Raw genomic sequence first — 18,372 nt, 5'->3', positions numbered from 1 at the left:
TGTCGTACCTTGACGCTAAATGGGTAACATACATATAACGTGTAGATTTTTAGGAGGATATTTATGGGGAAGTTATTTATTTGTGATCATCCGCTGATTCAGCATAAGCTGACGTATATTCGGGATGAGAACACGAAGACCAAAGATTTTCGGGAGCTTGTAGACGAAGTGGCTACGTTAATGGCTTACGAGATTACGAGAAATATTCCGCTTGAGCATGTGCAGGTGAAGACACCGGTAACGACGGCGGATTGCCGCATCATCTCCGGAAGAATGCTGGGCTTGATTCCGATTCTGCGCGCGGGCTTGGGGATGGTCGATGGCGTATTGAAGCTGATTCCGGCTGCGAAAGTCGGACATGTCGGTCTTTACCGTGATCCGGACACGCTTCAGCCTGTCGAATACTATGTCAAGCTGCCGACGGATGTGCAGGAGCGGGAATTGATTGTGATTGACCCGATGCTGGCTACAGGCGGCTCTGCCAATATGGCGATCGAAGTATTGAAGCGCAGAGGCTGCACGCAGATCAAGCTGATGTGCTTAATTGCTGCGCCGGAAGGGGTCAAAGCGGTTCAGCAGGAGCATCCGGACGTTGATATTTACGTCGCTGCCGTAGATGACTATTTGAATGATCATGGTTATATCGTACCTGGATTGGGAGACGCAGGAGATCGTTTGTTCGGCACGAAATAATAGGCTTACGATGGGGGAGAAGAACGAATGGAACGTTTGAAGGTCATTACGATTTTCGGGACAAGACCCGAAGCGATTAAGATGGCTCCGCTGATTAAGGAGCTGGAGAAGCATCCGGAGCATATTGAATCTCTTGTTTGCGTAACGGCGCAGCATCGCCAAATGCTGGATCAGGTGCTCGATATTTTCAATATTAAACCGGACTATGACTTGAATGTCATGAAAGACCGCCAAACGCTCAACGAAATTACGATCCGCGTGCTTCAAGGCTTAGAGCCCGTCTTCAAGGAAGCGAAGCCGGACTTAATTCTCGTGCATGGCGATACATTGACTACGTTCCTTGCCAGCTACGCCGCTTTCATGCAGCAGATTCAAGTCGGCCATGTCGAAGCTGGCTTGCGCACATGGAACAAAATGTCGCCCTATCCGGAAGAAATGAATCGTCAGCTGACAGGCGTTTTGGCCGACTTGCATTTCGCGCCGACACAGCTGTCGGCTGATAATTTGCGCAAAGAGAATAAATCGGAGTCCCAAATCTATGTAACGGGTAATACGGTTACGGATGTGTTCCAATATACGGTGGAGAAGGACTATCAGCACCCGATTCTGGAGTGGGCTGCAGGACGCAAGCTCATTCTCATGACGGCGCACCGCCGGGAGTCGCAAGGCGAGCCGCACCGCCAGATATTCCGCGCTGTGAAGCGTATTGCAGATGAGTTTGAGGATATCGCCATCGTTTATCCGGTCCATCTAAGTCCTGCTGTGCAAGGGCCAGCTCATGAAATATTAGGCAATCATCCTCGGATAAAACTAATCGAACCTCTGGATGTCGTAGAAACTCATAATTTTTATCCGCATACCCATATGATCCTGACGGATTCCGGAGGCATTCAAGAAGAAGCACCTTCCTTTGGGGTGCCCGTGCTGGTGCTTCGCGATACGACAGAGCGTCCGGAAGGCATTCAAGCCGGCACGCTCGAGCTGGTTGGAACGGACGAGGAGAAGGTCTATGAGCGTGCTCGCGCGCTGCTTACCGATCCTGTTTTATACAATAAAATGAGCCAAGCCGCCAACCCTTACGGGGACGGCAAAGCGTCGCAACGGATCGTTCAAGGGATTCTGCATCACTTCGGCAAGGTCTCGGAGCGTCCTGAAGCATTCTAACCGTGACAAAATCATGACAAACGCTACAGCGTACAGTTCGACTGTTTGGTTTGGAAACTCGCAAACCCTAGAGCCGCAAGGCTCTCAGGTGTTTGGGGGGGCGACACTTGTGAAGTTCTGTCAATTGACAAACCTTGCATGGCTTCGATACAATAAATGAGGATTCGTAGCATGATGTCTATGAAACGGGTTTTCCCAGGCGGAAAGCCTTCAGGAGGATGCGATGAAACGGCAAAATCCCAATGATAATCCGTGGCGGGCAGTTGCGTTAACTAGTGCGATCGGCATAGACCTCGTGGTCTGTTTAGGAGCCGGATATTTGCTCGGCGATTGGCTAAGCCGGACACTAGGTGGACAGTTCTGGTTGCTAGGCGGATTCTTGCTAGGGCTTGTAACCGGAGTCATAAGCATTTACTTCATGATTAAGCAGTACGGAGGGCTATGATGGATGAATTTTCAGCCACTCTGAAAACGGTTCAAAATGTGTTTCTTTTCTTTTTATCCTTTTGTTTGGCTGCATGGGCGCTTCTTGTTGATTACCGGATCTATTTTGCCGGGATTATGCTCGGCTCCGCTGCGAGTATGATCAATGCAAGGTTTCTGGCCTGGAAAATTAACAAGTTGGGAGCAGCTGCGATAGAGCAGAAAGGGCGCAAGGTGACCCTGGGTTTTCTGACAAGGGCAGCAGTTGCTGGCTTCGCGGGCTTAGTTGCCGTAAGGTATCCGGAACATGTCGCGTTAACCACGACGATCGTGGGATACTTTTTTGCTCAATTGGCAACACTCGTACTGGGTATTCTTTCTATTAGGAAGTCTAAGAAGTAATTCCATTCGATGAAAGGGGTGAAATTGGAAAACATGGAACATCACGCACCAGGATTTGAGTGGTTAGGTATTCACTTCGACGCATCTGCACTATTGATGATCGGAATTACCTCCATTATTGTGCTTATCCTCGCAATCGCAGGGGCCAGCAAGGCGTCTGTTACAAATCCTTCGAAATTGCAGAACTTCATGGAGTGGACGATCGAATTCGTAGAAGGAATCATCGGAAGCACCATCGGGTCCAAGCATGGCAAAGGATTCATCGCGTTAGGTCTATCGCTCATTATGTACATCTTTATCGGCAACATGCTCGGTCTTCCTTTCTCTATCGTGACGGAAGATCATACTACTTGGTGGAAATCGCCAACAGCCGACATCGCTGTTACAGGAGCGCTTACGGTTATCGTAATCGTATTAAGCCATTACTTAGGGATTACGCGTAACACGAAGCATTACTTCGCGCACTATTTTGAGTACAAAGGGGCAATGTTGATCCTTCACTTGATTGAAGTCGTATCAAAGCCGCTTACGCTCGCTTTCCGTCTTTACGGTAACATTTATGCAGGTGAAATTATGATATCTGTCATTATTGGAGCAGGATGGTTTGGAATTGCGCCTCTCTTCGTATGGCAGGGCTTCAGTGTGTTCGTTGGCGCTATTCAAGCCTTCGTATTCACAATGTTGACAATGGTTTACATCTCACAAACGTTAGTCCATGAAGAAGAACATTAGAAGCAAGACTTACCTCGGGAAGTCTCGAGTCAACTTATACAACTAAAATAAACTTAGAAGAGTTTAAGGAGGATTTTCACAATGGGAGCAATAGCATTAGTAGCAGCAGGTATCGTATTCGGTTTGGGAGCACTTGGTGCAGGTATCGGTAACGGTTTGATCGTAGGTCGTGCTTTGGAAGGTATTTCCCGTCAACCAGAACTTCGTGGTACGCTTCAAACAACAATGTTTATCGGGGTAGGTCTGGTAGAGGCAATGCCGGTCGTTGCATTGGTTCTTGCGTTCATCTTTATGGGGCAAGCTTAAGAAATCGTTCGGCGGGGATGGCGAAAGTCGCCACCACGCCTTCATTTTGCCCACCTTATCAGAAGGGAGTGACGTTACTTGCATATTGAATGGTCCACATTTTTTATACAAATTATCGCGTTTTTGATTCTGTATCTGTTGCTTTCCAAGTTTGCGTTCGGTCCTCTGTTCGGCATGATGGAAAAACGCAGACAGCTGGTTAAAGAACAAATTCAAACGGCTGAAACAAGCCGCAAGCAAGCTGAACAACTGTTAGAGGAACAAAAGCAAGTTCTGCAACAAACGCGCAAGGAAGCTACCGATATCATCGAGCAAGCGAAATTGACAGGTTCCAAACAAGCTGATGATATTCTTCGTTCTGCACAAGCAGAAGCGATTCGTCTGAAAGAAGAAGCTTTGAAAGATATTGAGAGCGAGAAGAACAAAGCGGTTGCCGCACTTCGCAGCCAAGTCGGCGCGATGTCCGTTCTGATTGCCTCCAAAATTATTGAAAAGCAAATCGACGAAAAGTCACAAGAGCAACTGGTTGAGCATTACCTCAAAGAGGTAGGAGGCAACGTATGAGTGACATCGTCGTAGCGAAGCGTTATGCCAGAGCTCTCTTTGAAGTAGCGCAAGGCAAGGGAATAATTGCCCAAGTCGAAGAAGAGCTGAAATCTGTAGCTAGTGCGATTAGGGACAATGCGGACTTGCAGAAGTTCCTGAACCATCCGAACATCGGGGCGACCGTCAAGACGGACCTGCTGAAGCAGATTTTCGAGGGCAAAGTTTCCGAGCCGGTGTGGAACACGCTGCTGGTTTTGATCGATAAAGGAAGACAAGCGATTCTTTCCGCTCTGGTGAGCGATTATGTGAAAATTGCGAATGAAGCACTCGGCCAAGCCAGTGCAACCATTTATTCCGCCTTCACACTGACTGAAGCTCAACAAGCGGAAATTGCATCGCATTTCAGCAAACTGACGGGAAAAACGATTCGCGCAACTGCTGTTGTCGAGCCTAAGCTGCTCGGCGGCATTCAAGTACGCATCGGTGACCGTTTATATGATGGCAGTTTGGCAGGCAAGCTGGACCGCCTGTCCAAAGCTCTGGTTTAAGAGACCGGTTTTTAATAACATGCACTGTAAGAATAGGGGTGACGTTCGTTGAGTATCAAACCTGAAGAAATCAGCTCATTGATTAAACAACAGATTGAAAACTATAAATCCGATATGCAAGTGGTTGACGTAGGTACAGTCATTCAAGTCGGGGACGGTATCGCTCGTGCTCACGGTTTGGAAAACGTCATGGCAGGCGAACTGCTTGAGTTTTCGAATGGCGTTCTTGGCTACGCGTTTAACCTTGAAGAAAGCAACGTCGGTATCGTTATTCTCGGACCTTACAAGGATATCCGTGAAGGCGATGCAGTAAAACGTACTGGACGTATCATGGAGGTTCCTGTTGGGGAAGCCCTTCTCGGCCGTGTCGTTAACTCCCTGGGTCAACCGGTCGACGGTTTAGGTCCAATTGCTTCTACGGAATTCCGCCCTGTAGAGAACATGGCTCCAGGCGTTATGGCTCGTAAATCCGTTCATGAGCCAATGCAAACAGGGATCAAAGCGATTGACGCGATGGTTCCAATCGGTCGCGGTCAGCGTGAGTTGATCATCGGTGACCGTCAAACAGGTAAAACAGCGATTGCTATCGATGCGATCCTGAACCAAAAAGGTAACGGCGTGAAATGTATTTACGTCGCTATCGGTCAAAAACAATCCACGGTTGTAGGCGTTGTTGAGAAACTTCGTGCTGCCGGCGCTTTGGATTACACAATCGTTGTAACAGCATCCGCTTCCGAGCCTTCACCTATGCTTTGGTTGGCTCCGTACTCGGGCTGTGCAATGGGCGAGTACTTCATGTACAAAGGCGAGCACGTATTGATCGTATACGATGACTTGTCCAAACAAGCGGCTGCATACCGTGAGTTGTCCCTCTTGCTCCGTCGTCCACCAGGTCGCGAAGCTTATCCAGGGGACGTATTCTACCTGCACTCCCGTTTGCTGGAGCGCGCTGCGAAATTGAACGATGAGCTTGGCGGCGGTTCGATTACGGCTCTTCCATTCATCGAGACTCAAGCGGGCGATATCTCCGCATACATTCCTACGAACGTAATTTCCATTACGGACGGTCAAATCTTCCTTGAGTCCGACCTGTTCTACTCCGGTCAGCGTCCAGCGGTTAACGTTGGTAACTCTGTATCCCGTGTAGGGGGCTCCGCTCAAACGAAAGCCATGAAAAAAGTTGCCGGTACGCTGCGTGTAGACTTGGCGCAATACCGTGAGCTTGCTGCCTTCGCAGCGTTCGGTTCCGACCTTGACAGAGCGACGAAAGCTCGTCTGGACCGCGGGGTTCGTACACTTGAAATCTTGAAGCAAGGCGTGCATCAGCCGCTTTCTCTTGCCAAGCAAGTTTGCTCCCTGTACACCGTTGTTAAAGGTCACTTGGATGACATTCCGGTACAAGACGTAACTCGTTTCGAGCAGCAGTTCTTGGCTTACCTGGAATCCAACCGTCCGGAAATCTTGAACAGCATTAATGATACGAAAGATATTACTGCGGATAACGATAAAGCATTGGTTGATGCGATCGTTGCTTTCAAGAAGAGCTTCGCAGTTTCTGAATAATATCTGAGTTTCCCCGGCGGAACTTCAGGTCCCGTGTTAGCCTGAGATTGGGCAGCGAACAGGCTGCCTGAGATCAGGCCTTCGAATGAAGGCTTTCCAAAGCCTCAAAAGAGAGGTGACAGGTATGGCAAAAGGAATGCGCGAGATTAAGCGCCAGATTAAATCGACTCAAAACACGAAGCAAATTACGCGCGCGATGGAGATGGTCGCAGCAGCGAACCTGCGCAGAGCTCAGCAAGCAGCGGAAGCAGCCCGTCCTTACTCGGATAAGCTGAAAGAAGTGGTTGCAAGCATCGCAGCAGGCTCCAAAGGTGTGAAGCATCCGATGCTGCAAACGCGCGAAGTGAAGAAAACCGCTTATTTGGTTATCACTTCGGACCGTGGTTTGGCTGGAGGCTACAACGCGAACGTATTGCGGAAGGCAATGTCGGAAATTAACGAAAGACACAAATCTGCGTCGGAATACGCGGTTTTTGTTATCGGACGTAAAGGTAGCAATTTCTTTAAGAAACGCAATGTTCCGATCGTTCAGGAAGTAACAGGACTTCCGGATTCTCCGAAGTTCTCGGATATTAAATCGATTGCCGCTGCTGCTGTTGCCAACTTTGAGAATGGCACATACGACCAATTGTTCTTGGTGTATAACAAATTCCAAAATGCAATCAGTCAGATACCAACCACGATTCGCCTGCTTCCGATGGAGGATGTGAAAGTGGCTTCTACAGCTAGCTATGAATATGAGCCATCTGCGGAAGGCGTTCTGGAAGTGCTGCTGCCGAAATATGCGGAAACCATTATTTACAGCGCAGTATTGGAAGGTAAAGCAAGTGAGTTCGGTGCGAGAATGACAGCGATGAACTCGGCAACGAAAAATGCAACGAAAATGATCAGCAGTTACACATTGGCATACAACCGTGCACGTCAAGCTGCCATTACGCAAGAGATTGCGGAAATCGTCAGCGGCGCGAACGCGAACGCTTAATTGATAAAACGCCTCGGTCAGAGGCGAAGCTTTTCTTAGGAGGGAAACCATGAGCAAAGGGCGCGTTGTGAATATTACAGGGCCTGTCATCGACATCGAGTTCGATCGCGGACAGCTCCCTGAAATTCTGAATGCAATCAAAATTGAAAAAACGGAAGGCGGACAAACGGTTACCGTAACGGTTGAAGCGGCTGTTCACCTTGGTGACAACCTCGTACGTTGCGTAGCGATGTCTTCCACGGACGGACTTGTGCGCGGCGCCGAAGCTGTTGATACAGGTGCTCCAATTACCGTAGCTGTAGGTCCAGCAACTTTGGGCCGCGTGTTCAACGTAGTCGGTGACCCAATCGATGGTAACGATACAGTTGACCGCACACTCAGCAGTCCGATCCACAAAGAAGCACCTGCTTTCGAGAACCTGTCCACCAAATCGGAAGTTCTTGAAACAGGGATTAAAGTTATCGACTTGATGGCTCCTTACGCAAAAGGTGGTAAAATCGGTCTCTTCGGGGGTGCGGGTGTAGGTAAAACCGTAACGATGCAAGAGCTGATCCACAACATCGCGCAAGAGCACGGCGGTATCTCCGTATTCGCAGGTGTAGGTGAGCGTACTCGTGAGGGTAACGACCTTTACCACGAGATGAAAGATTCCGGCGTTATCGCGAAAACAGCGATGGTCTTCGGTCAAATGAACGAGCCTCCTGGTGCGCGTCTTCGCGTAGCCTTGACTGGTTTGACAATGGCTGAATACTTCCGTGACGTTGAAGGCAGAGACGTTCTTCTGTTCGTCGACAACATTTTCCGTTTCACACAAGCAGGTTCCGAGGTATCCGCTTTGCTTGGCCGTATGCCATCCGCGGTAGGTTACCAACCAACCCTGGCTACAGAAATGGGTCAATTGCAAGAGCGTATTACATCCACGAAAAAAGGTTCCGTAACATCGATTCAAGCGATTTACGTTCCTGCGGATGACTATACGGATCCGGCTCCAGCGACAGCGTTCGCTCACTTGGACGCTACAACGAACTTGGAGCGTAGCATCGCGGCTGCGGGTATCTTCCCAGCGGTAGATCCGCTTGCATCCTCTTCCCGTATCTTGACGCCTGAAATTCTGGGCGAAGAGCACTATAAAGTAGCACAAGGCGTTAAACAAGTTCTTCAACGTTACAAAGAGCTTCTGGATATCATCGCGATCTTGGGTATGGATGAGTTGTCCGATGAGGACAAACTGGTTGTTACACGCGCGCGTCGTCTCCGTCTGTTCTTGTCTCAGCCGCTTCACGTTGCTGAGCCGTTCAACGGTTTCCCAGGCTTGTATGTACCATTGAAAGATACTGTGCGCAGCTTCAAAGAAGTTCTTGAAGGTAAGCACGATGACCTTCCTGAAGTAGCGTTCCACAACGTAGGTACGATTGAGGACGCAATCGCGAAAGCGAAAACGCTGTAAGGCTATCTTACGCGTAAGCTGAGGAAGGAGAATCCAAGTGAGTACATTCCTACTTGAAATTGTTACTCCTGAGCGCAAAGTGTACGCTGAGCAAGCGAACATGCTTGTAGCGAAGGGTGTTGCAGGGGAGCTTGGAATTCTGCCGAACCACATTCCACTCGTCACGCCATTGAAAATCAGCTCGATTACTGTGAAGAAGCAGGGCTCCAAAGACGAGATCATCGCAGTGAACGGCGGTTTCATGGAAGTGCGTAAGGACAAAGTGGTTATACTGGCGGAAAGCGCCGAGCTGCCAGCAGATATTGACGTAGAGCGCGCAAGAGCAGCCAAAGAACGTGCGGAGAAACGTCTTGCTGAGAAGCAAAGCAACGTTGACTTCAAGCGTGCGGAAGCCGCTTTGCAAAGAGCTTTGAACCGGATCAGCGTATCCGGCAAATAATAGATGCAGGACCGAAAAAGCGAGGGAACCCGAGTTCCTTCGCTTTTTTTCGCATATGTCGATTATTTTATGATAATTATGGAAAATCTACACACTAGGTGTGACAAACGGGGGCTTGGAATTAGTCATCGACGCCCCTGTGTACTTTTGGTATAATATTGAAGGTGAATATTGCCAAATCTGATAGGTGTTAAATGACAAGCAAATAAGAATGGAGGCGGTTACATTCAGATGATGTACACAAATAACTATGTAATCGTAGCGATTTTTCTTGGGTTAGGTATTATCCTCCCGGTGGCAGCGCTTACGATCGGCAAATGGTTAAGACCGAGCAAACCCGTCGTGGAGAAGTATACGACATATGAGAGTGGGAACGAGCCTGTTGGTGAAGGGCAGATCCGGTTTAACATTCGTTATTATTTATTTGCTTTGATGTTTGTCATCTTTGATGTAGAAACCGTGTTCCTATACCCTTGGGCTGTTGCTTACAATCAGCTTGGATTATTCGCTTTAGTGGAAATGTGCATTTTTGTAGCCTTGCTAGCCATAGGATTAATATACGCTTGGAAGAAGAAGGTGCTGCAATGGACTTCAGTCTAGAATCGATTTCGCCGGAAGAACGTGAAGAACTGAACCGCAATGTATTCATGACAACGCTGGAGCAAGTGAAAGCATGGGCTCGCAGTAATTCGCTTTGGCCGCTAACGTTCGGCTTGGCCTGCTGTGCCATCGAAATGATGGGAACAGGCGGGTCTCATTATGATTTGGACCGTTTCGGAGTCATCTTCCGTACGTCGCCTAGGCAATCCGATGTGATGATTGTCGCAGGTACCGTCACGAAGAAAATGGCTCCTTTGCTGCGCCGTCTGTACGAACAGATGCCGGAACCGAAATGGGTGATCGCCATGGGATCGTGCGCGACGGCAGGAGGCCCTTATGTGAAGTCGTATTCCGTTGTGAAGGGTGTCGATCAGATCGTGCCGGTTGATGTGTACATACCGGGTTGTCCGCCGAATCCTGCGGCACTGATATACGGGATCAACAAGCTTCAAGAGAAGATTCGCTATGAGGCGAAAACCGGGAAGCAGGTGATCCATCGATGAGCGAAGAGAAGAAGCCGGAGGAGCAAGCCGAGCAGAAGCCATCTGCGGAGGGGAAGAACAAAGGGAGCGAAACGCCGTTGGAGGAGGCTGCAGCCGATGTCGGTAAGCTTTCTCCGGAGGCCCGCGTCAGCAAGACGCCGCTTAGCCCGGATGTTCAGGCCGCTGTAGACCAAGCCGCGCTGAATCAAGCCGCCGACCCGAAGGTGCAAACGACGAGCGAGCCTAGCGACTCGCCTGCGGCGGAGCTCGCCGAACGGGCGGCTCCTGCCGAACCGGCCGCTGAGCGGGAGAAGACGGCCGAGGAGAAAGCGGCCGAGCGCGCTGCGGCTAGAGCCGCCCGCCTGGCGGCGAAGGCGGCCGCGGAAGCCGGCGATTCTGCGCCGGCGGAGGCGCCCCCTGCGGGCGCTAGCGCCGCAGGCGATGACGAGAAGGCGGCCAAAGCCCAGGCCGCCGCAGAAGCCCGTGCCGCGCGTGCCAGCGCGCGCGCGGCGAAGACCGACCCGGCGGAGCCTGCCGCGCCGAAGGAGCCTTCGCCGAACCAGCCCTTGCTGGACCGGCTGGTGGCGATCTTGAAAGAGGCTGTCGGCGACGACGCCGTCATCGAGAGCTTCATCAACGAAAGGGATGCGCATCGCCCTTACGTGGTCATTCACAGCTCCCGCTGGCCGCAAGCCGCGGTAACGCTGCGGGATCATGAAGAGCTGCGCTGCGACTACTTGCGCAATCTCTCCGGCGTAGACCAAGAGACGCACCTGGAGGTGGCGTATCACCTTCTTTCCCTGACACATAAGCGAGAGTATTGTGTGAAGGTGAAGACAGACCGCGATCAGCCGATCATCCCGTCGGTGACGCCGGTATGGGCGACCGCCAATTGGAATGAGCGGGAAGTGTATGACCTGCTGGGGATCGATTTCCCGGGGCATCCCAACCTCGTACGAATCATGATGCCTGACGATTGGGTCGGCCATCCTTTGCGCAAAGATTACGAACCGCTTGACCCGGAGGTGTAGGATTTGTTACGGACAGAAGAGCTCCTGCTAAACGTTGGTCCTCAGCATCCGAGTACGCACGGCGTATTTCGCGTCATCGTGAAGCTCGATGGAGAAATTATCAAAGAAGCTATCCCCGTTATGGGGTATTTGCATAGAGGAACCGAGAAGCTGGCTGAGAACTTGAGTTATACCCAGATTATCCCTTACACGGATCGCATGGATTATGTATCGGCCATGACGAACAATTACGTGCTTGTGCATGCCGTGGAGAAATTGATGGGGCTGGAAGTTCCGGAACGGGCGGAATTCCTCCGCTTGATCGTAATGGAGCTGCAGCGGATCGCTTCTCACATGGTTTGGTGGGGGACGTATCTGCTCGATATCGGCGCTATGAGTCCATTCCTGTATGCATTCCGCGACCGGGAAATGATCATCGACATGTTCAATGAGCTCTGCGGAGCCCGGCTGACCTACAACTACATGCGTGTAGGCGGGGTCAAATGGGACGCACCGGACGGCTGGATCGAGAAAGTAAGAAGATTCATCCCATATATGTACGGGAAATTGGAAGAGTATCATACCCTTGTTTCCGGTAACGAAATCTTCCTTTCGCGGATTAAGGGCGTAGGGAAATACGATGCGGATACGGCCATCGCGTATGGGCTGAGCGGCGCTAACTTGAGATGCACCGGCATTGATTGGGACATCCGCAAGACGCAGCCTTACAGCTTGTACAGCCGCTTTCAGTTCGACGTACCCGTAAGAAGCGGCGGAGATTGCTATGACCGCTATTTGGTACGAATGGAGGAAGTGAAGCAGTCGCTGCGCATTCTGGAGCAAGCTGTGGCACAATTTCCGGAGCAAGGGGAAACGATGGGCAAAGTGCCCCGTGTCATTCGTCCGCCGGAAGGTGAAGTTTACGCCGCGATCGAGTCCCCGCGCGGGGAGATCGGCTGCTATATCATCTCGCGGGGCAAGCAGGAGCCATTCCGCCTGAAATTCCGCAGACCCTCCTTCGTGAATTTGCAAATTTTGCCCAAGCTGCTGGTCGGTGAAACGATGACCAACCTGATTACGATTCTGGGCGGTATCGATATTGTCGTTGGGGAGGTGGATGCCTAATGGTGAATTTGCTGGAAGAGAGCCTGACATGGACGAACTTCTTCGTATTCCTGTTCTGGGGCGTTGTTATGCTGCTTCTGGTGCTGGGCTTCGTGACGTACGCCATCTACTTCGAGCGGAAGGTCATCGGCTGGATGCAGCTGCGGATCGGACCTAACCGGACAGGGCCGTTAGGACTTCTGCAGAGTGTCGCGGACGTCTTCAAGCTCCTGATCAAGGAAGATACGATTCCGAAGAAGGCCGAGCGGGAGCTGTTCATTCTGGCCCCGATCATTACGTTCATCCCATCGTTTACGATTATCGCAGCGATCCCTTTCTCGGATCGGATGTTTAACGCTAACCTGAATGCGGGTCTCCTCTACTACGTGGCCCTAACGGGAATTTCCACGATCGGAATTATTCTCGGCGGATGGGCGTCGAATAATAAATACGCACTGCTCGGCGGCATGCGCTCAGCGGCCCAGATGATCAGCTACGAAGTGCCGCTCGTCATCTCCGTCATCGGCGTTATCATGATGACAGGCAGTCTGAATCTGCATACGATCGTCGATCATCAAGCCGGGGGCTTCTGGCATTGGAATTTCATTCCTCAGATTCTGGGCTTTATTATTTTCGCCATTGCCGGCGTTTCGGAATTGAACCGGACGCCGTTCGACCTGCCGGAAGCCGAGTCCGAGCTGGTCGCCGGGTATCACGTCGAATACAGCGGCTTCCGTTTCGCTTTCTTCATGCTGTCGGAGTACGTGTATGTATTCATCATCGCTTCACTGACCGCATTGATTTTCCTGGGAGGGTGGCATGCACCGTTCCCGTTCCTTGATTTTATCCCGGGAATTATCTGGTTCCTGCTCAAGTTCTCCTTCGTCGTATTCGTGCTGTTCTGGCTGCGCGCGACGCTCCCTCGGGTGCGAATCGACCAACTGATGGGCTTCGGCTGGAAGGTGCTGCTGCCATTAGCCCTGGTCAACATGCTGGTGACGGCCATTGTCATGGCCATTTTCTAATGAAGCATGCGCTCGACGAGTAACTATCCTACGGAAAACGCTGGCCCCGCGCTTGGCGATGACCGTTTTGCATCAGGCAAAACGCTAAGGAGTGAATTGGAATGAAGGGCATAATGAAAGGCTTGGGCGTTACGTTGAAAAGCATGACACAGAAAAAAATCACGTACGCATACCCTGACGTCCCTATTAAGATGCCGGATCGCTTTCGCGGTATTCAACATTTTGATCCTGAGAAATGCATTGTGTGCAATCAATGTGCGCGGATCTGTCCGACCGAGTGCATTACGCTGACAGGCAAGGCCAACCCCGACCCTGAGAAAAAAGGAAAAGTCATCGATACGTACGACATTAACTTCGAGATCTGTATTCTATGCGATCTGTGTACGGAGGTTTGTCCGACGGAAGCGATCGTCATGACGAACAATTTCGAGCTCAGCACCTACAGCCGGGACGATCTGTTCAAAAATTTGCAATGGCTGAACGAGAATAATCAGAATATCCGCCAGGAGAATAACTCGGCCATGCCGAAAGGAGGGGCCAAGAAGGATGTTTAACGGAATCGGCGATTTCTTGTCAAGCGGTTCAAGCTGGGCTTTCTTCATCTTCGCTCTCCTCTCCATCGGCGGGGCGATCTTCATGATTTCTTTCACCAAAGTCGTGCATATGGTCATTGCCGTTGCGCTTACGTTCATCAGCTTGGCCGGACTGTACATTCTTCTGGAAGCCGAGTTCGTCGCTTTCGTGCAGGTATTGATCTATGCGGGAGCCATTTCGATTCTGATGATTTTCGGGATTATGATGACGAAGCACAGACAAGGGGAAGAAGAGGAGCCAAGACGTCCTTGGCATGAAGGGTTGGCGATTGTCGGCGCTCTGGGCTTGTTCGGCGTGTTGTTCTATGCCATTCAGAAGACGACCTTCGTTGCTTCGGGCACCCTTGATGCCGGCAAAGATAATACGTTAGAAATCGGAAAACTGCTGTATAACGAGCATGTGATTCCGTTCGAAATTATGTCCGTGCTGCTGACGGTGGCCTTCATTGGCGCGATCGTCGTAGCGAAGAGAGAGGAGGATTAGCTTTGGGCAACATTATTACTCCCTACCTTACGCTGGCAGCGATCCTGTTCTGTATCGGATTATACGGCGCCCTGACGAAGAGAAACGGGGTCATCGTGCTGCTTTCCATCGAGCTGATGCTCAATGCGGTGAACTTGAACCTGATTGCCTTCGCGAAGCTTGGCGATCATCCGGCGCTGACAGGCCAGATTTTTTCACTGTTCAACATTACGATTGCAGCTGCGGAGGCGGCGGTCGGGATTGCGATATTGATTACGATTTACCGTAACCGAGGAACTGTAGAGGTAACGGATTTGGATTCTATGAAGCGCTAGGAGGCTAACAAGGATATGGTATCGGACTATTCACAGTACGCCTGGCTCATTCCGTTGTTTCCGCTGATTGCTTTTCTAGCGCTTACGGCTATGGGACGTCAATTAAAAGACTTGGGCATCTATATCAGCATTGCTGCGATGCTGGCTTCCTTCATCGTCGCCCTGCTGATTTTCGTGGAACGGCTTGGAGGGAACGTCGAGGATTACACCTGGGATAAGCTGAACTGGCTGCAAGTAGGGGATTTCACCCTGAACATGGGGTTTGAGGTGAATAACCTGAACGCATTGATGCTGGTCATCGTGACGCTGGTGTCCTTGCTGGTGAATGTTTATTCCAAAGGTTATATGAAAGGCGACGAGCGGATCCACGTATTTTTCGGCTATATCGCGCTGTTCTCCTTCTCCATGCTGGGCCTGGTTATCTCGGAAAACATGCTGATGCTGTACATTTTCTGGGAACTGGTAGGAGTGTGCTCCTTCCTGCTCGTCGGGTTCTGGTACTTCAAACCGGAGGCGAAGGCAGCGGCGAAGAAGGCGTTCATCGTCACCCGGATCGGGGACGTCGGCCTGTTCCTTGCCATTCTCCTGCTGTACTGGTACATGCCGGGGCATGCGCTTGATTTTACATCGATACATAACGCTTTTACGACGGGCAAAATCGATCCGACCATCGTCACCTGGATTGCCGTTCTGATCTTCGTCGGCGCAATCGGCAAATCGGGTCAGTTCCCGCTGCACACTTGGTTGCCTGACGCGATGGAAGGACCGACGCCGATCTCGGCATTGATTCACGCCGCAACGATGGTTGCCGCAGGCGTTTATTTGGTCGCACGGACGTTCGATATTTTCCAGGCATCGCCCGACGCTTTGCTGGTCGTCGCTTATGTCGGCGGGTTCACAGCCATCTTCGCGGCAACGATCGGTATTGCGCAGAACGATATCAAACGCATTCTCGCGTATTCGACCGTTAGTCAGCTCGGTTACATGATGATGGCGCTCGGTATCGGCGTCTCTTACACATCGGGGATGTTCCACTTGTTCACGCATGCATTCTTCAAAGCGCTGCTCTTCTTGGGTGCAGGCAGCGTCATACACGCTGTCCATACACAGGATATTAACGAGATGGGCGGCTTATCGCGCAAAATGAAAATCACGACCTGGACGTTTGCGATCGGTACGCTGGCGTTAGCCGGTATTTTCCCATTCGCGGGGTTCTGGTCGAAGGATATGATTCTAACAGAAGCGTATGAGCATAACCAGCTGCTCTTCTGGATCGGCGTCATCGCGGCTTTCTTTACAGCGTTCTACATGTCCCGCCTGTTCTTCCTCGTCTTCATGGGCTCGCCGAAGCATAACGGCCATGGCCATGAACCGCATGAATCGCCGGCATCCATGACGACGCCGCTCATTGTTCTGGCTGTGCTGGCCGTTGTCGCAGGCTTCGTGAACACGCCGTTCAACGAATGGCTGGGCCATTGGTTAACGGGCCAAGAGCATGACGAGAAGGCGAACTGGATGGTGATCATTTTATCGACGCTGGCCGGACTGCTTGGTATCGGGCTTGGCTATCTCATTTATCTGAAACGCTCGATTCCTCGAGATGTGGTGTCAAGCAAAGCACCGTGGCTGTATACGCTGCTTAACCGTAAATATTTCATCGATGAAATCTACGGCGGCGTATTCGTCAGACCGCTTCGCGGATTGGGCTTGGTGCTGGAGCTGATCGATATCTATATCATTGACGGTATCGTACGATTGGTCGCCTTTACTGTGGTGAGTCTGGGACGTCTGGGTTCCCGCCTCCAAAACGGTCAGCTGCAGACCTATGGCGTCATCATGATTGTGGGGATGCTGATTCTGGTGCTCGCCATTGCAGGAAGGAGGTTCATCCATGCCGGCTAATCTGCCCATCCTAAGTCTGATTGCGTTCTCGCCTCTGTTGGGTGTGCTCGTTCTGCTCTTCATCCGCAGCGACAAGGGCCGATTGATCAAAACGATCGGTATTGTCACGACAGTGATTCCACTCCTGTTAGCGGCGTGGCTTTATGTCGACTATAACTATCAAGGCGATCCTATTCAGTACAAAGAACAGCTGAGTTGGATCAAAGTGCCGCTCAATCACGAGGGCATTCAGCAAATTACATCATATTTCTTCGAGTTCAAATACAATATGGCGGTTGACGGCATCTCGCTGCCGCTCGTGTTCCTGACGGCGCTGGTCTCGTGCATGGCCGCACTGGCTTCGGTGTATATCAAGAAGCGTTGGAAGACGTACTACATCCTGTTCCTGCTGCTCGAAACCGGCATGTTCGGCGTCTTCATGGCGCAGGATCTGTTCTTGTTCTTCCTGTTCTTCGAAATTACGCTCGTGCCGATGTTCTTCCTGATCGGCATTTGGGGGTATATGAACCGAGAGCAGGCTGCTAACCGCTTCTTGCTCTACAATGGGCTCGGTTCGGCGATTATGCTGATCGCGTTCCTGATTCTTGTCAGCACGGCAGGCTTCAATCAAGATCCTTCGCAAACAGAAGCTATCATTTACTATAGCGGGGATATTCATACGATCGCGCACAATTTACTGCAGGATCCCGCCGCCTATGTGAACCAGGAAGGATCGCCGTTCTTCTTAAGCGCAGCGATGAAGTGGACTGTGTTCATCATGCTGTTGGTTGCCTTCGGCATCAAGCTGCCGATCTTCCCGTTCCATACGTGGATGCTTAAGGTACATACGGAGGCTCCGCCTGCCGTCGTCATGATTCACTCCGGCATTCTACTGAAAATGGGAGCCTACGGCTTAATCCGCTTCGGCATCCTATTCTTCCCGGCGGAGGCGAAGCAGTGGGCCTGGATGCTGGCTCTCCTCGGCGTGATCAACATCGTGTACGGCGCCATTCTCGCGATGGTGCAAAAAGACTTCAAACTCGTGCTGGCCTACTCGAGTATCAGCCATATGGGCATCGTCCTGCTCGGTCTTGCCGCTTTCAACGTGTCCGGCCTGCAGGGCGCCGTGTTCCAATTGATCTCCCACGGTTTGATCTCGGCCCTGATGTTCCTGCTCGTCGGCAGCATCTACGAGCGGATGGGCACCACCGAGCTCGATCGCTTGGGCGGTCTCGCCTCTACGATTCCCTTCATCAGCGGAATTCTGCTGATTGCGGGCATGGCGTCGCTCGGATTGCCGGGCTTGTCCGGCTTCATCAGCGAGTTCCTCGCGTTCCTCGGACTCTTCGAGACGCACCGCGTGTACGCTATTGTCGGCACGCTGGGAATCATTCTTGCAGCGGTCTATGTGCTGCGCGGGGTCCTAAACATCACGTTCGGTCCGAAACAGCCGAACCTCGTGCTGCAGGGCATTCGCGACGCGCGCTTCATCGAGGCGGTGCCGATGATTACGCTGGTGGCGTTCATTCTCCTGCTCGGGGTGTACCCCAGCGTACTCAGCCAGCCGCTTCAGCAAACGATAGGCAGCTTGGATCAATTGATCCAAAGCGTAGCCGGGAAGATAGGAGGTTAGT

22 protein-coding genes are annotated in these 18,372 nt (G+C 51.4%); all 22 read left to right on the top strand.

Annotation, left to right across the window (positions count from 1 at the left end; translation table 11 throughout):
- Window positions 1–63 precede the first annotated feature (63 nt).
- The 22 genes from upp (at window position 64) to PUT07_RS33225 (ending at window position 18,371) form a co-directional block, all read left to right on the top strand.
- Window positions 64–693, top strand: coding sequence for a uracil phosphoribosyltransferase (gene upp, locus PUT07_RS33330; protein ID WP_274473119.1), 630 nt, complete (start codon window positions 64–66; stop codon window positions 691–693).
- 27 nt (window positions 694–720) lie between these two features.
- Window positions 721–1,857: a non-hydrolyzing UDP-N-acetylglucosamine 2-epimerase gene (wecB, locus tag PUT07_RS33325; protein ID WP_274473118.1), complete on the top strand. Its 1,137-nt coding sequence runs from the start codon at window positions 721–723 to the stop codon at window positions 1,855–1,857.
- Window positions 1,858–2,080: 223 nt separating this feature from the next.
- Window positions 2,081–2,302 carry an AtpZ/AtpI family protein gene (locus PUT07_RS33320; RefSeq protein WP_274473117.1) on the top strand — a complete coding sequence of 74 codons (222 nt, stop codon included), beginning with the start codon at window positions 2,081–2,083 and terminating at the stop codon, window positions 2,300–2,302.
- The gene (locus tag PUT07_RS33315; protein WP_274473115.1) at window positions 2,299–2,682 is read left to right on the top strand and encodes an ATP synthase subunit I; all 384 of its coding nucleotides are present in this window, start codon (window positions 2,299–2,301) and stop codon (window positions 2,680–2,682) included. The genes PUT07_RS33320 and PUT07_RS33315 overlap by 4 nt, the downstream gene beginning before the upstream one ends.
- Before the next feature lie 33 nt (window positions 2,683–2,715).
- Window positions 2,716–3,414, top strand: coding sequence for a F0F1 ATP synthase subunit A (gene atpB, locus PUT07_RS33310; protein WP_274473113.1), 699 nt, complete (start codon window positions 2,716–2,718; stop codon window positions 3,412–3,414).
- Between the two features lie 81 nt (window positions 3,415–3,495).
- A complete protein-coding gene (atpE, locus tag PUT07_RS33305) occupies window positions 3,496–3,720 on the top strand; it encodes a F0F1 ATP synthase subunit C (RefSeq protein WP_274473111.1) in 225 nt (74 codons plus the stop codon).
- A gap of 78 nt (window positions 3,721–3,798) precedes the next feature.
- Window positions 3,799–4,284 carry a F0F1 ATP synthase subunit B gene (gene atpF / locus PUT07_RS33300; protein ID WP_274473110.1) on the top strand — a complete coding sequence of 162 codons (486 nt, stop codon included), beginning with the start codon at window positions 3,799–3,801 and terminating at the stop codon, window positions 4,282–4,284.
- Window positions 4,281–4,814, top strand: coding sequence for a F0F1 ATP synthase subunit delta (locus tag PUT07_RS33295; RefSeq protein ID WP_274473109.1), 534 nt, complete (start codon window positions 4,281–4,283; stop codon window positions 4,812–4,814). Before atpF ends, PUT07_RS33295 begins: the two co-directional genes overlap by 4 nt.
- Before the next feature lie 48 nt (window positions 4,815–4,862).
- Entirely contained in the window at window positions 4,863–6,377 is a 1,515-nt protein-coding gene (gene atpA, locus PUT07_RS33290; protein ID WP_274473108.1) for a F0F1 ATP synthase subunit alpha, read from the top strand.
- A 124-nt stretch (window positions 6,378–6,501) separates the two neighbouring features.
- On the top strand, window positions 6,502–7,359 hold the full coding sequence (gene atpG / locus PUT07_RS33285; RefSeq protein WP_274473106.1) for an ATP synthase F1 subunit gamma: 858 nt from the start codon (window positions 6,502–6,504) through the stop codon (window positions 7,357–7,359).
- Between the two features lie 49 nt (window positions 7,360–7,408).
- Window positions 7,409–8,806, top strand: a complete 1,398-nt coding sequence (gene atpD / locus PUT07_RS33280) for a F0F1 ATP synthase subunit beta (RefSeq protein WP_274473105.1) — start codon at window positions 7,409–7,411, stop codon at window positions 8,804–8,806.
- Window positions 8,807–8,843: 37 nt separating this feature from the next.
- A complete protein-coding gene (locus tag PUT07_RS33275) occupies window positions 8,844–9,245 on the top strand; it encodes a F0F1 ATP synthase subunit epsilon (RefSeq protein WP_274473104.1) in 402 nt (133 codons plus the stop codon).
- Between the two features lie 234 nt (window positions 9,246–9,479).
- A complete protein-coding gene (locus PUT07_RS33270) occupies window positions 9,480–9,845 on the top strand; it encodes an NADH-quinone oxidoreductase subunit A (RefSeq protein ID WP_274473156.1) in 366 nt (121 codons plus the stop codon).
- Window positions 9,830–10,348: a NuoB/complex I 20 kDa subunit family protein gene (locus tag PUT07_RS33265; protein ID WP_274473102.1), complete on the top strand. Its 519-nt coding sequence runs from the start codon at window positions 9,830–9,832 to the stop codon at window positions 10,346–10,348. The genes PUT07_RS33270 and PUT07_RS33265 overlap by 16 nt, the downstream gene beginning before the upstream one ends.
- Complete coding sequence (locus PUT07_RS33260) at window positions 10,345–11,358, top strand: NADH-quinone oxidoreductase subunit C (RefSeq protein ID WP_274473101.1); 1,014 nt, start codon at window positions 10,345–10,347, stop codon at window positions 11,356–11,358. Before PUT07_RS33265 ends, PUT07_RS33260 begins: the two co-directional genes overlap by 4 nt.
- Window positions 11,359–11,361: 3 nt before the next feature.
- On the top strand, window positions 11,362–12,462 hold the full coding sequence (locus PUT07_RS33255; protein WP_274473100.1) for an NADH-quinone oxidoreductase subunit D: 1,101 nt from the start codon (window positions 11,362–11,364) through the stop codon (window positions 12,460–12,462).
- Window positions 12,462–13,466, top strand: coding sequence for an NADH-quinone oxidoreductase subunit NuoH (nuoH, locus tag PUT07_RS33250; RefSeq protein WP_274473099.1), 1,005 nt, complete (start codon window positions 12,462–12,464; stop codon window positions 13,464–13,466). Before PUT07_RS33255 ends, nuoH begins: the two co-directional genes overlap by 1 nt.
- A gap of 101 nt (window positions 13,467–13,567) precedes the next feature.
- Entirely contained in the window at window positions 13,568–14,020 is a 453-nt protein-coding gene (gene nuoI, locus PUT07_RS33245; protein ID WP_274473098.1) for an NADH-quinone oxidoreductase subunit NuoI, read from the top strand.
- On the top strand, window positions 14,013–14,543 hold the full coding sequence (locus tag PUT07_RS33240) for an NADH-quinone oxidoreductase subunit J (protein ID WP_274473097.1): 531 nt from the start codon (window positions 14,013–14,015) through the stop codon (window positions 14,541–14,543). The genes nuoI and PUT07_RS33240 overlap by 8 nt, the downstream gene beginning before the upstream one ends.
- 2 nt (window positions 14,544–14,545) lie before the next feature.
- The gene (gene nuoK / locus PUT07_RS33235; RefSeq protein ID WP_274473096.1) at window positions 14,546–14,857 is read left to right on the top strand and encodes an NADH-quinone oxidoreductase subunit NuoK; all 312 of its coding nucleotides are present in this window, start codon (window positions 14,546–14,548) and stop codon (window positions 14,855–14,857) included.
- 15 nt (window positions 14,858–14,872) lie between these two features.
- Window positions 14,873–16,759 (top strand): NADH-quinone oxidoreductase subunit L, encoded by a 1,887-nt coding sequence (gene nuoL / locus PUT07_RS33230; RefSeq protein ID WP_274473095.1) that lies wholly within the window; start codon window positions 14,873–14,875, stop codon window positions 16,757–16,759.
- Window positions 16,749–18,371: a complex I subunit 4 family protein gene (locus PUT07_RS33225; RefSeq protein WP_274473094.1), complete on the top strand. Its 1,623-nt coding sequence runs from the start codon at window positions 16,749–16,751 to the stop codon at window positions 18,369–18,371. The genes nuoL and PUT07_RS33225 overlap by 11 nt, the downstream gene beginning before the upstream one ends.
- Window position 18,372: the final 1 nt, after the last annotated feature.

Source organism: Paenibacillus sp. MAHUQ-63, from assembly GCF_028765165.1.
GTDB lineage: Bacteria > Bacillota > Bacilli > Paenibacillales > NBRC-103111 > Paenibacillus_E.
The sequence above is the reverse complement of the archived record's forward strand: the minus strand, read 5'-3'. Positions and strand labels throughout refer to the sequence as shown.

Coding starts and splice junctions, on each gene's coding strand:
- PUT07_RS33260 (WP_274473101.1), top strand. CDS start 10,345: ATGAGCGAAGAGAAGAAGCCGGAGGAGCAAGCCGAGCAGAAGCCATCT.
- PUT07_RS33240 (WP_274473097.1), top strand. CDS start 14,013: ATGTTTAACGGAATCGGCGATTTCTTGTCAAGCGGTTCAAGCTGGGCT.
- nuoI (WP_274473098.1), top strand. CDS start 13,568: ATGAAGGGCATAATGAAAGGCTTGGGCGTTACGTTGAAAAGCATGACA.
- PUT07_RS33270 (WP_274473156.1), top strand. CDS start 9,480: ATGTACACAAATAACTATGTAATCGTAGCGATTTTTCTTGGGTTAGGT.
- nuoH (WP_274473099.1), top strand. CDS start 12,462: ATGGTGAATTTGCTGGAAGAGAGCCTGACATGGACGAACTTCTTCGTA.
- nuoL (WP_274473095.1), top strand. CDS start 14,873: ATGGTATCGGACTATTCACAGTACGCCTGGCTCATTCCGTTGTTTCCG.
- upp (WP_274473119.1), top strand. CDS start 64: ATGGGGAAGTTATTTATTTGTGATCATCCGCTGATTCAGCATAAGCTG.
- PUT07_RS33265 (WP_274473102.1), top strand. CDS start 9,830: ATGGACTTCAGTCTAGAATCGATTTCGCCGGAAGAACGTGAAGAACTG.
- wecB (WP_274473118.1), top strand. CDS start 721: ATGGAACGTTTGAAGGTCATTACGATTTTCGGGACAAGACCCGAAGCG.
- atpE (WP_274473111.1), top strand. CDS start 3,496: ATGGGAGCAATAGCATTAGTAGCAGCAGGTATCGTATTCGGTTTGGGA.
- PUT07_RS33315 (WP_274473115.1), top strand. CDS start 2,299: ATGATGGATGAATTTTCAGCCACTCTGAAAACGGTTCAAAATGTGTTT.
- atpG (WP_274473106.1), top strand. CDS start 6,502: ATGGCAAAAGGAATGCGCGAGATTAAGCGCCAGATTAAATCGACTCAA.
- PUT07_RS33225 (WP_274473094.1), top strand. CDS start 16,749: ATGCCGGCTAATCTGCCCATCCTAAGTCTGATTGCGTTCTCGCCTCTG.
- atpB (WP_274473113.1), top strand. CDS start 2,716: ATGGAACATCACGCACCAGGATTTGAGTGGTTAGGTATTCACTTCGAC.
- atpD (WP_274473105.1), top strand. CDS start 7,409: ATGAGCAAAGGGCGCGTTGTGAATATTACAGGGCCTGTCATCGACATC.
- PUT07_RS33295 (WP_274473109.1), top strand. CDS start 4,281: ATGAGTGACATCGTCGTAGCGAAGCGTTATGCCAGAGCTCTCTTTGAA.
- PUT07_RS33320 (WP_274473117.1), top strand. CDS start 2,081: ATGAAACGGCAAAATCCCAATGATAATCCGTGGCGGGCAGTTGCGTTA.